The sequence below is a fragment of the Serratia sp. JSRIV006 genome, from assembly GCF_019968685.1.
Taxonomy (GTDB): domain Bacteria; phylum Pseudomonadota; class Gammaproteobacteria; order Enterobacterales; family Enterobacteriaceae; genus Chania; species Chania fonticola_B.
Window position 1 is genome coordinate 35,997 of sequence record NZ_CP074138.1, and the last position, 11,379, is coordinate 47,375.

Below are 11,379 nucleotides of genomic sequence, written 5' to 3' on the forward strand. Positions count from 1 at the left end.
CAAGACAATAATTCACCGAGCACGAAACAGAGCCGGATACAGGCTCACCGTTTTGTGACGCTTTATGTTGGCCATTTCATATGGTGGTCAGCGAGTGCCTGCTTGGGAAAGGCAGGCCGATAAAAACAGGCTTTAACCATGAAAAATACTCGATTCTCTTTATCACCGCTTGCAACGGTGATGGCTTTGATGTTCACCTTACCCGTGTTTGTTCAGGCTGAAGACGGCTATGAAGAGCATCAGAATAGCGCTGCTACCCCAGATGATGTGTCGGTGATGGTAGTTACTGCACCGGCCATTTCTCCACTGACGATCGTGACTTCACCTAAAACACCGCGCCAGCCGGTTCCGGCCAGTGACGGGTCTGATTATCTGAAAACCATCCCGGGGTTTTCTCAAATCCGTAACGGCGGAACCAATGGCGATCCGGTTTTTCGCGGTATGTTCGGTTCGCGTTTACGCCTTTTGACCAACGGCAGTGAAATGCTCGGAGCCTGTCCCGCGCGTATGGATGCACCGAGCTCCTATATTTCACCGGAAAGTTATGATCTTCTGACGCTGACCAAGGGGCCGCAAACGGTGCTTTGGGGGCCGGGTAACTCTGCGGGGACAGTGCATTTCGAACGTGAGCGACCTTCTTTTCAGAAAGCCGGTATTCAGGGTGATGCCAGCCTGCTCGGGGCATCAAATAATCGTTGGGATCAAAATGCGGATCTCAGTCTGGGGAATGAGCAAGGTTACCTGCGCTTGATCGGTAACAAATCACGTTCTGACGACTACAAGGATGGTAACAACCAGCGAGTGCCTTCTCAGTGGGATAAGTGGAACGCGGATATGGCACTGGGGTGGACGCCGGATAAAGACACCTGGCTGGAGCTGACCGCAGGGCAAGGCGATGGCGAAGCGCGTTATGCCGGGCGCAGTATGGATGGTTCACAATTCAAACGCGAAAGCCTGGGGATGCGCTTTGAAAAGTCCAACATCGGGGACGTGTTCGACAAATTTGAAGCCAGTACTTATTACAACTACGCCGATCACATCATGGATAATTTCTCGCTGAGAACCCCCGGCAGCCTGTCAATGGGCGGCATGGGTTCGTCCATGGGCGCCATGCACGACAGTTCATCAATGAGCATGGGGACGTCATCGGCTATGGACATGTCATCCTCAATGAACACGGCGAGCAGTTCGAGCATGAATATGAGCATGCCCATGGCTATGCAACTTGATCGCCGGACCGTCGGTGGCCGCATGATGGGAACCTGGCTGTGGAGTGATATCAAGCTTGAAAGCGGCGCAGACATGCAGCAGAACACGCACCGTAACAAAGAAAGCGATAGCTGGGTGAAAGATGCTCGCTTCCGTAATTATGGCGTTTTTAGTGAGTTGACCTGGACAGTCACCGATCAAGATAACGTCGTGAGCGGTGCGCGTCTGGATCGTGTGTTGGTAGATAACTTTACCGACACCGGCCTTGCAGGACGCAACGATGTGTTACATGCCGGGTTTGCCCGCATAGAACACTCGCTGGCAGACATGCCACTGATGCTGTATGCCGGTGTGGGTTATACCGAGCGTTTCCCTGATTATTGGGAACTGTTCTCTCCAACCTATGGGCCTGGTGGCAATACCAGCGCCTTTAATAGTGTAAAAGCGGAGAAAACCACTCAGTTGGATATAGGTGCACAGTACAGCACCAAGAAACTGAACGGGTGGGTGTCCGCCTACGTTGGGCATGTTAACGACTTTATTCTGTTCCGTTATGATCCCAACAATGCGCGCGTTAGCGAAGCCGATAACGTTAATGCCCGTATTATGGGGGGAGAGACTGGTTTCAGTTATAAACTGACGGACAGTTGGAAAACCGAGACCAGTCTGGCTTATTCGTGGGCTGAAAATACCCGTGACAGCAGACCATTGCCACAAATCCCACCGCTGGAAGCCCGCCTAGGGCTGTCATGGGAAAAAGGGGACTGGAGCAGTACCGGTTTGCTACGTCTGGTCAGCAGCCAGAACCGGATTGCCGAGAATGAAGGGAATGTCGTTGGCAAGGATTTTGTCGCCAGCCCGGGTTTTGCGGTCTTTTCTGCGAATGCGGCGTACAAAGTCAATAAGTACGTCAAAGTCAGCACGGGTGTCGATAACCTGTTCAACAAGGATTACAGTGAACACCTGAACCTTGCTGGAAATAGCAGTTTCGGCTATTCCGCGAATACGTCTGTTAATGAACCGGGCCGCACCTTGTGGGCAAAAGTTAACGTGAAGTTCTGACGCAGTCTGAGACAATGGCAGTCGGCCCTGATAGTTACCAGGGCCATCACATTCAACATAAACAATAAATTATCTCCTTAGCGTGGTTTTTTACATCATTGGCCCTCAAACCCCGATAACAAGCATGGTGACTAAAGGATGCTGGTTATTTTAGCCCCAGCGGAAGACTCATTCGATGATTGCCCCACACTTTTTCATGCTCTCCAACATCTTCAACGAGGAGAACGTCACCACGCTGGCAGTCTTTCAGCAGACGAAACAGATCCGGACGATCGAGGCGGGCACCGGATTAATTTTCAGCATAATAGTTACAGATAGTGATTTTATGCTCACGGGCAAATCGTTCAAGCATGTCCCGGGCGCGCTGGGCGTCCTGTTCACTGGTTGAGGCACGGAGGTAGGCACGAACAAACATGGTCATGGTACTGTTTAAGTCCTTTAACGAAACCAGTTCGTTTAAAGTAGGTCAGTAAGGCTTAAAGGGTTCTGTCGCATTAACGGGCACAGGCCAGCCAAAGTGGGTGTTGCCGATTATTTAGGCAGCCAACAGATAAAATTGTTCCGCAGGTGACAATACCTCACTTTCCGGATGCTGATATTGTCCTTTGCGTATCATGTGGATCAATTCGATGCCCGCCAAAAGCCCCTGTGCCCGTCGAAACGATTTGAATCCCAGCATCGGTCTTATCCGGCGTTTGATATTGCGGTGATCTTGCTCAACCAGATTGTTTAGGTACTTACTTTGCCTCACTGTAATCGTTTCCTCATCGGGTTTGTCGGCGTTGAGCGTGGCCAAAGCCGCTGTGTTGGCCCCACTTTTATCGATAGTGACCCCCTCGGGTTCGCCGTGATGACGTATGGCCTTGCGGAAGAAGCGCAATGCGGCGGCGGCATCACGTTTGGCAGTGAGCAGAAAGTCGATTGTCTGGCCTGATGTGTCAACAGCCCGGTACAGATACTTCCACTGCCCGTTCATTTTGATGTAAGTTTCATCCATTCGCCATCGACGACCCACCGAACGTTTATGCCGGCGGAATGCCTTGTCCAACAACGGCACCAGACGGATAACCCAGCGATGCAGTGTGGCATGGTCAACAGCAATGCCGCGTTCAGCCATCATTTCCTCGAGATTGCGCAAGCTAAGGGCATAAGCCAGATACCAACGAACACATTGCGCGATGATATCGATGGGATAATGCAAGCGTTTAAAGGCATTCCTGATCAGAGACATTAATAGGCAACATTACAAAAAAAACAGCATATTACCTGACGCCGCCTTAACGCGACAGAGCCGCTTAAACAGTACCGGATTGAACCGGTTCGGTACAGGGATACTTAAATAGCACCGCAACACTCCACACCCGGCGGCCAAATCCTATCAACGTCTTGGGATGACGCTCACTCTACTCCGCGAAAAACTACATGATACCGAATTGTTCCTGGCAACTGCCCAGGCTTCTGCTTCTGCCAGTTGCGTTTTTACGGCCAAAAAGTCGGCGTGGCTCTACATGACGTCGCCGTCAGCGAGCATATAACCTGCTGGCTGGCGTCAGCGGACTCCGCTGACCGTGGTACCGACAAAACCCAACGCTGCGATAGTGAGCCGGGGGACCAACATGTTACGATAGCCTCATGAAAAAGACCCCTACGCCACATGATTTGGCCTTCAAACAGTTTCTGACGCATCCCGATACCGCCCGGGATTTTATGCAATTGCACTTGCCGGCAGAGCTGCAGGCTATCTGTGATCTGAGCACGCTGAAGCTGGAGTCCGGAAGCTTTGTCGAAGAAAGCCTGCGCCCGTATTTCAGCGACGTGCTTTACAGCCTGAAAACTACCGCCGGTACTGACGGTTACGTGATGGTACTTATCGAGCACCAATCCACGGCGGACAAACACATGGCGTTCAGGTTGCTACGCTATGCGGTCGCCGCCATGCAGCGTCACCTCGATGCCGGCCATAAGAAGCTGCCACTGGTCATTCCGGTACTGTTCTATACCGGTAAACGCAGCCCTTATCCGTACTCGACCAACTGGCTGCAGGAATTTGATGCTCCCGTGCTGGCGGAAAAACTGTACACCGCAGCGTTTCCGCTGGTTGATGTGACAGTCATCCCCGACGAAGAGATTATGGGCCACCGCAGCATGGCGGCGCTGACGCTGCTGCAGAAACACATCCGACAGCGCGATCTGTTTGAACTGATGGAACAACTGGTCACTTTGCTGCTGGCCGGATACACTACGAGTGATCAACTGGCATCATTGATGAATTACATGCTGCAGGTTGGCGATACGGCCGCCCCGGAGGCTTTTATCCGAGAACTGGCCCGCCGCGCGCCACAGCACGAAGAGGTACTTATGACGATTGCACAAAAACTGGAGCAAAAAGGGCTCGAGAAAGGCCGCCTGGAAGGCCTCCAGCTCGGCATCGAAAAGGGCATCGAAAAGGGCATCGAGAAAGGGCGGCAGGAAGGCGAGCGCGAAGCCGCACTGAAGATCGCCCGTTCGCTGCTCGACAGTGGCCTTGATTTGGCGACGGTAATGAACGCCACGGGTCTCACTGCCGATGAGCTGGCGCAGATCCGTCATTAACCCGTTTTGGAGAGACTTACGACCTTGCCGGACAACACGCCTTGGCTAGTTCTCGTCAAATCGCCACTCACGGCGCGTCGGATCATGTAGGCAGGTCTCCCCGTTAATCAGTTGCAACGGGATATAACGGCACGATGCATGGGCTTCAATCGCCTGTGCCAGCACCGGACTGTGAGTCGTCACCCAGAGCTGAGAGTAACGCGACGCCTCGCCAATCAGCTGACCGAGCGCCGGCAGCATATCGGGATGTAGGCTGCTTTCCGGCTCGTTCAACACGACCAAGGGTGCCGGACGCGGACTGAGCAGTGCCACGGTCAGGCAGAGAAAACGCAAGGTGCCATCGGAGAGCTCACGGGCCCGCAGCGGTCGCCGCAGCCCCTCACGCGTCATCATCATCTCGAGTCCCGCTTCGCTGTTGCTCACGTGGAAACGGGCATCGGGAAAGGCACGGGCGAGGATGCCGTGCAGCAATTCGACATCCCCAATGTCGACGATAGTGGCAAAGGCCGCCGCGAGATCCCCCCCGTCATGGCTCAGAACCGGGGTTCTGATGCAAGGCTGGGGAATGCGTAGGGGCGAGCCGGAGGCGATATCGAAGTGATGATAGAAGCGCCACTGGTTGATAAGGTGGCGCAATCTGGCAATCTCGGGATAGCGCTCAGGCTCCGCAAGATGCCCGAACACCGACTCGTGGGGCAACATACCGGGGCCCCATTCCCAGTCGAAACGCAACAAAACGGTAGGGCATTATGCCGCCTGTAAGTGCGTTAAAAATACCTCATTCGGAGAACGATAGCCCAGACATTTTCTCCCTCGCGTATTGAGCAGGTGTTCGAGTGCTGCGACCTTGCGATGGGTGACCTGATTGAAGTCTGTTCCTTTCGGGTAAAACCGCCGTATCAGCCCGCTAGTGTGCTCATTCAATCCACGCTCCCAGGAATGATAAGGCCGGGCAAAGTAGACCGTGGCTCCCGTTATTTTCGTTATTTCCTCGTGCTGCGAAAACTCAGGGCCGTTATCGGCGGTCAGGGTTTTAAACTCGCAGAAAGTATTGGCGACGATGTCCCTGAACGCGGCGACCACCGTCTCTGCACGCTTGTTGGGCAGTTTGCGAATGATGACCAGCTTGACGGCTTTATCGACCACGGTCAGTAGGAATGACTTCTGGTCTTTGCCAAAAATGGTATCAATTTCAAAGTGTCCGGGCTGTTGTTTGAGGTCCGCTTCGGCAGGCCGGTGCTCAATGCCAACGCGGTTGGGAATAGGACCACGGTTGGCCTGGTCGGTCTGATAGTTATACCGCTTACCCCGATGGGGGAGCTGTTGATACAGGTCTCCGCCGGCCTGGCGCTCCTGCTGGATATAGCGATAGAGCGAGTTCTTGCTGACCGATAAACCCAATTCCAGGAACAGGCGTCCACTGATGACTTCAGGTGAAGTGTGGGTAGATAGCGCATGCCTGATAAATTCTTGAATGTGCGGTTCAAACTGGTTAACCACGTTATCCGGACGTGCTTTCTGACGCCGTCCTCTGGCCAGTTTTTCTGCCCTTCTGCAGGAATAAACGCCGTTGAAAGCGGCGTCGGTATTGCGTCTGAGTTCCCGGCTGATGGTAGAGCGCGGAAGCTGGAGCTCCCTGGCAATGGTGGCCTGATTAACCCCATCATCACGACGTTTTTCGATGTAGAACCGCTCTTTCTGAGTCAGATGTTTTCCCTGCATGCAAAGGGATCTCCAGTAGGGCCAGAACGGTGATTTTATCCGGGTCTAGCCAGTGGGTCACTTTGTTGCATTTCAACTGGGAATGGGGCGGGGGTATAGTCCACGTTGTCCCCATCGATACCAAGCACCTTGACCGCCTGATTACTCCGCATGAGTAACAGGTTTGAGGGGGAGCGTCGCTCCCCCAGCCACGCCTCCTCCTGCTTGATCTCGGGATCGAAGCCGAAATACGGGCTGACCGGCGGCGGGGGCAAGCCTATCTGCAACTCGTAGCCAAACTGCTTGGCCTGCATACCGAGGATGATGCGTTTGGGCGCATCGGCACGATCGTCAGGACGCAGGCCTCCTGCCCATATGGTTTGGTGGATCCCTCATTCGGCACAGATGGCGCGGGCCAGCTCACCACTAGCGGCGCTCGCGAGCAGGTGGATGGCGTTGTAGAGGTTGCTCTTGCCGCAGCCGTTGGCCCCCTGAACCAGATTGATCCTGCCAAGGGGCATAGTGAGCTTGCGCACAGAGCGGTAACCACGGATCCAGATTTCGCTCAACATGGGGATGACGCCTTGAACCTGAGAAATTCCATTATGGCGTTTCTCGCCCATTTGCCCCCAAGGTCCCAAGCTTGATATCTATCTTTATGAATTAAATAGAATATCATTTTTTTGATATTTCCGTTAATTTGTAAGTTTGTTGGTAAGTTCGGTGCTTCATTCTGCGAAAAATTCGCCCGGAGAAGTGCCAAAATTTGGTTTTGACACCACGTAGTATCAAAACAGGCAAAAAACGACAGTAGATAACCCATTTCAGACCAATAAATGCAGTTTCAGATATCACGACATGTGATATTGTGAAATAAACAACATTTTTTAATGTGCTCCATCAATGAGTAACAGAATATCACCATAGTGTATTGATATATATAATTTTACCAAGAATGTGGGGCTAATGGGCGCGGAACCCCATTTAGCGAGGCAATCAACTGAAACAGGTAGGGCATCTGTTTATCCTGACAGAGAGCTAACTGCCAGCGGCAGCGATCCAGTAGTTTCGCCAGCCCTTCAACATTGCCGGTCACTCTGGCCATGATCGGTGCTATTTGCTTCCCTTCATCATCAAAGGCAGCATGAACGGTAGCACGCCTGCGGCGTGAGCTCGTCTGCTGCGCAGCCGAAGTCCTTTCCACCCTCATCGCCGTATTTTATACTGTCTTTCATGTACATACCGCGACCCGCAAAGCTCCTGTTCCAGCACGATGAAGGCTGGGAGCGCTTCCTTGAGAAGAATGGCCATCAGCTCACCGACTGGACCAAACTCTCTGTCGAGCGCATGCTTGCCTGCGGGACCTGCGCCATGGGCGTTCGCCGCTATTGCTGCAGCTCCGCTGAATGCACACATTCGCGTTTCCTCTGCCAGACATGCAAATCCAAAGCCTGCAGCAGCTGCGCCCTCAAAGGCACCGAGCAGTGGATTGCTGGGCAGCAACATGTTCTCCCCGACTGCGACTGGCAACATATCACCTTCACCATGCCGCACTTGCTCTGGCCGTTCTTCAATAACAACTGGCCGCTGCTCAACGACCTTTTTCGCTGCGCCACCCGCGCCATGCTCAGACTCGCGCGCAAGCTGGGCGTCGAAGTCGGCATCTTCTGTGCACTACACACCTACGGACGCCAGCTCAATCAGCATCCGCATATCCACGTCTCAATTACCCGTGGCGGCCTCGATGTCAAACACGGGGTCTGGCGTGACCTGTTCTTCAAAAAACAGCAGGTCGAAGAAATCTGGCGCGGCGCCGTCATCCGTTTACTGCGCGCCAGCCATGACCGCGTTAGCCCCGCCGCGCTGCCAGGTCTCGGCCATATCCGCGATGAGAAACAGTGGCAGCGCTACCTGCAGGCGCAATATCAGCGCCACTGGAAGGTTCACTTCGCCAAAAAGACCCGCGGTGCCTGGCGCAGCGTGAAATACCTGGGCCGCTATCTGAAACGCCCGCCGGTGGCGGCGTCGCAGCTCCGTCATTACCGTGGCGGCTCGGTCGTTCACCAGTACTACGACCACAACACGCAGCAGCACAAACGCCAGAAACTGAGCCAGGAGGAGATGCTGTGGCGTTATGTCAGCCACATCCCGTCCCGACACTTTAAAATGGTGCGTTACTACGGCTTTCTGGCCAACCGTAAACGCGGCACGCTGTTGCCAAAGGTTTACGACGCGTTGGAGATGACGCCGCGCGAGAAACCACAGAAGCCAGGGTTCGCGGTGCTGATGAAAGCCTTTCTGGGTACCGACCCGTACCAGTGCATCCTGTGCAAGGGCCGACTGCGTTTTGCCGGCGCCGTGGCGGGCGATCACGCCACCAAAATACTCTCTGACAGGCTGCAGAAGATGGCAAAAAAACGCTGGCTTCAGACCACGGTGTTGGATAAGTGCGCCTGAAAAATGGTTTTTAGATTAAAACACATCAAAACCGGTATTTTTATCAATAACATCTTGCTATGCCACGCTAAACGGGCATGTATCACGCTGCAATTTATGGTCAGGAAGTTTTTAAAACGCCTTTCCAAATTCCTAACCATGAACACATTGAGCTAAAATATCGACGCGATAATGCAGGCGACAGAAGACGTTTCAGCTCAGAGACACAGGCAGATGAGATCATAAAAACAGCATCCTATCTAATGCAACAGAGCTCATTCACGGATAGGTAAATGTCACCCCAATAACGGACTGGACATTGCCTGCAGTAACCTGAGCACCGGTTTGTGCATAGGTAGCTTTGAGATTCAGATTGACCGGCGTATTACCGACTGTTCCCAGGGGTACGGCATTATTGACCGTAATCGCATTATTGTTTTGGTCCAACATCTGTATCCCTATACCGCTGGCAGGAGAAGAGGTTGACGTATTACTGAATATTTTCCCTGCGGTATCGGCTGTCGTACCCGATAAAAAATACGACAAATTCTTGTTACCACTGGGGCAATTGACCGACAGTGGCACTGAGAACGTTTGATTTGAGGTTGCATCATACGCGGGAAGAGTAACGCTTACATCGCGTGCTGAAACATCACAGCCTCCTGTTGGTACTATAACGTTGTTATTGGAAATAATTTTCCAATTTACTGTATAAAAGTCGTAATTAGCACCAGAATTCGATCCAGATGCAAATAATATAATCTCACCAATCACGTCACCGCTATTGATGATTACTCCTCCCGCATTATTAACCTGACTAAGTAGAAGTACTACATTTAGATCTGCACTGTCACCACGGTTTCTTAACACTGTCTTAGGTGTATCTTGATTTAATGGGAGATCATACGGCGTTCCATTATATCTCATGACCGCCTTCAACGTCCCTAGTATATCAACCAGTCGAGATCCCTGTTTTATATAGAATTCGTCCGTCCATCCAGAACCAGTTTCATTTTCACACATTAGCCGAGATGAAAGATCGATAATGACATTTTCATTTACGCCTATTGTCGGATTTAAATTTAAATATAATTCCGCAGTGAAGCTCTGCCCACCACCGCCCCCTATATTATTAATGCGATTATTATCCAAAAAGCAAGCAAGAGCTAAGCTTGATGGTGAATATATCATGCTAACGATAATTATCGCCGTGATTTTTATTAAATTAATCATAAAATCAGACCTCATAACCTATAACTACATTATTACCGTGTATTAAAATACAGCATTCAGAAATACCATAGATAAACTTATCCATCATTCATAAATACGTGTAAGTCACGTTAATCACTGCCTCAATATTGCCTTCGGTGGGCTGTCCACTCTCCGAACGCACCCGCACCTTGACTGGCAGCTCCGCTGTACCGGTTGTAAAATCCACCGGTATATCCCTCGACGCCCCGTTATTCAAAAGACCATTTGCACTGTCCTGTAATTCCAGCTCAATACCGCCAGCGCTGCCGGTAATGCTGCTGTTGGCGTAATAGTTCGCGTTACTCGCTGCCGGCCCAGTGAACGTAGCCTTGACGGTTGATGTTCCCACGGGACATCCGCTCAGAATCAACGTGATGTCTTGCCATGCAGTAGTGCTCCTAGCGGTATTCAGCGACGTGGTATAGACATCGCCAAAATCCACCGTGGTATCGCCCGGAGGCGTTTGACAAGGCCTGGCAACAACACTGCCGTTAACCGTGATTGTGACATCAGCAGCGTGTACCAGCCACGGCAACATCAGAGACAGGCCAAGCAAGAGCCCGGCACTTTTATATTTCATTTCCAAGCTCCATTTACTCAAACTCAAGGGTAAAACCGGCGGTGGCACTCACTGTGCCAGCACTCACCGTCGCCCCTGTTGCCATCAGTCTTGCATAAAAGTTCAACGTATTGGGCTGCCCCCCCTTTAACGGGATCCACTGGAGATTAGTTGAGTCGGCATTCAGTTTTATGCCAGTCCTGGTGCTGTCCAGCAGTTGTACCCCCATTCCAGCTGCCAATGACGTGTTATCCAGCGCCAGCAGGGGGGTGTCGGGTATACGGCTAGTGTCGGTAAACCCGACTTTCACATTCGTCGCCATTGGACCACAAGGGGCGAGTTCAATACTGAAGGGCACCGCTGGCGTAGTCGCTCCGGCCGAACTGAGTTGCTTGGCTGCATTCACCAACAGGTCCACATTCACTGTGGTGGAAGAAGCTGCAACCGCACAGGCGTTATCGCGTATGTTGCCGGTAATCGTTATCGTGCTTGCGTCAACAGTATGGCTGATACCACTGAACAGCACCCCACACAGGCACAGGGAGTAAAGTCGTCCGTTCATCATC

General features: G+C 52.2%; 11 protein-coding genes and 1 pseudogene. 3 read left to right on the forward strand and 9 right to left on the reverse strand.

Translation table 11 applies throughout. From position 1 onward, the window contains the following. The first annotated feature begins 138 nt into the window (after positions 1-138). Positions 139-2,271, forward strand: a complete 2,133-nt coding sequence (locus KGP16_RS26810) for a TonB-dependent receptor domain-containing protein (RefSeq protein WP_223499784.1) — start codon at positions 139-141, stop codon at positions 2,269-2,271. A gap of 181 nt (positions 2,272-2,452) precedes the next feature. Here the strand turns inward: KGP16_RS26810 and KGP16_RS26815 are convergent. Together KGP16_RS26815 and KGP16_RS26820 are read right to left on the reverse strand one after the other, a co-directional pair. Further along, positions 2,453-2,692, reverse strand: a pseudogene (locus KGP16_RS26815) (recombinase family protein); the annotation flags it as partial. A gap of 114 nt (positions 2,693-2,806) precedes the next feature. Then, positions 2,807-3,502, reverse strand: a complete 696-nt coding sequence (locus KGP16_RS26820) for an IS6 family transposase (RefSeq protein WP_223498400.1) — start codon at positions 3,500-3,502, stop codon at positions 2,807-2,809. 401 nt (positions 3,503-3,903) lie between these two features. Here KGP16_RS26820 and KGP16_RS26825 point away from each other — a divergent pair, with 401 nt between their 5' ends. Beyond that, positions 3,904-4,863 (forward strand): Rpn family recombination-promoting nuclease/putative transposase, encoded by a 960-nt coding sequence (locus KGP16_RS26825; RefSeq protein ID WP_223498399.1) that lies wholly within the window; start codon positions 3,904-3,906, stop codon positions 4,861-4,863. A 45-nt stretch (positions 4,864-4,908) separates the two neighbouring features. Here KGP16_RS26825 and KGP16_RS26830 read toward each other — a convergent pair whose 3' ends face one another. The 4 genes from KGP16_RS26830 to KGP16_RS26845 all read right to left on the reverse strand — a co-directional run bounded on the left by KGP16_RS26830 (position 4,909) and on the right by KGP16_RS26845 (position 7,768). Continuing rightward, the gene (locus tag KGP16_RS26830; protein WP_223498398.1) at positions 4,909-5,565 is read right to left on the reverse strand and encodes an AAA family ATPase; all 657 of its coding nucleotides are present in this window, start codon (positions 5,563-5,565) and stop codon (positions 4,909-4,911) included. Between the two features lie 45 nt (positions 5,566-5,610). Next, entirely contained in the window at positions 5,611-6,585 is a 975-nt protein-coding gene (locus KGP16_RS26835; protein WP_223498397.1) for an IS30 family transposase, read from the reverse strand. Between the two features lie 371 nt (positions 6,586-6,956). Continuing rightward, complete coding sequence (locus KGP16_RS26840) at positions 6,957-7,136, reverse strand: AAA family ATPase (protein ID WP_223498396.1); 180 nt, start codon at positions 7,134-7,136, stop codon at positions 6,957-6,959. Positions 7,137-7,510: 374 nt separating this feature from the next. Continuing rightward, positions 7,511-7,768: a hypothetical protein gene (locus KGP16_RS26845; protein ID WP_223498395.1), complete on the reverse strand. Its 258-nt coding sequence runs from the start codon at positions 7,766-7,768 to the stop codon at positions 7,511-7,513. 29 nt (positions 7,769-7,797) lie between these two features. On the opposite strand from KGP16_RS26845, the gene KGP16_RS26850 reads away from it, so the two are divergent. Then, entirely contained in the window at positions 7,798-9,021 is a 1,224-nt protein-coding gene (locus tag KGP16_RS26850) for an IS91 family transposase (RefSeq protein WP_223501706.1), read from the forward strand. Positions 9,022-9,279: 258 nt separating this feature from the next. On the opposite strand, the gene KGP16_RS26855 is transcribed toward KGP16_RS26850, so the two are convergent. From KGP16_RS26855 to KGP16_RS26865, 3 genes are all read right to left on the reverse strand, one after another. Then, entirely contained in the window at positions 9,280-10,233 is a 954-nt protein-coding gene (locus tag KGP16_RS26855; protein ID WP_223501708.1) for a fimbrial protein, read from the reverse strand. Positions 10,234-10,321: 88 nt separating this feature from the next. Next, complete coding sequence (locus tag KGP16_RS26860) at positions 10,322-10,834, reverse strand: fimbrial protein (RefSeq protein WP_223501710.1); 513 nt, start codon at positions 10,832-10,834, stop codon at positions 10,322-10,324. A 13-nt stretch (positions 10,835-10,847) separates the two neighbouring features. Next, on the reverse strand, positions 10,848-11,378 hold the full coding sequence (locus KGP16_RS26865; RefSeq protein WP_223501722.1) for a fimbrial protein: 531 nt from the start codon (positions 11,376-11,378) through the stop codon (positions 10,848-10,850). Position 11,379: the final 1 nt, after the last annotated feature.

Bases quoted from the DNA above. Each gene is read 5' to 3' on its own strand.
- KGP16_RS26810 (WP_223499784.1), top strand. From the start codon at position 139: ATGAAAAATACTCGATTCTCTTTATCACCGCTTGCAACGGTGATGGCT.
- KGP16_RS26820 (WP_223498400.1), bottom strand. From the start codon at position 3,502: ATGTCTCTGATCAGGAATGCCTTTAAACGCTTGCATTATCCCATCGAT.
- KGP16_RS26825 (WP_223498399.1), top strand. From the start codon at position 3,904: ATGAAAAAGACCCCTACGCCACATGATTTGGCCTTCAAACAGTTTCTG.
- KGP16_RS26830 (WP_223498398.1), bottom strand. From the start codon at position 5,565: ATGTTGCCCCACGAGTCGGTGTTCGGGCATCTTGCGGAGCCTGAGCGC.
- KGP16_RS26835 (WP_223498397.1), bottom strand. From the start codon at position 6,585: ATGCAGGGAAAACATCTGACTCAGAAAGAGCGGTTCTACATCGAAAAA.
- KGP16_RS26840 (WP_223498396.1), bottom strand. From the start codon at position 7,136: ATGTTGAGCGAAATCTGGATCCGTGGTTACCGCTCTGTGCGCAAGCTC.
- KGP16_RS26850 (WP_223501706.1), top strand. From the start codon at position 7,798: ATGTACATACCGCGACCCGCAAAGCTCCTGTTCCAGCACGATGAAGGC.
- KGP16_RS26855 (WP_223501708.1), bottom strand. From the start codon at position 10,233: ATGATTAATTTAATAAAAATCACGGCGATAATTATCGTTAGCATGATA.
- KGP16_RS26860 (WP_223501710.1), bottom strand. From the start codon at position 10,834: ATGAAATATAAAAGTGCCGGGCTCTTGCTTGGCCTGTCTCTGATGTTG.
- KGP16_RS26865 (WP_223501722.1), bottom strand. From the start codon at position 11,378: ATGATGAACGGACGACTTTACTCCCTGTGCCTGTGTGGGGTGCTGTTC.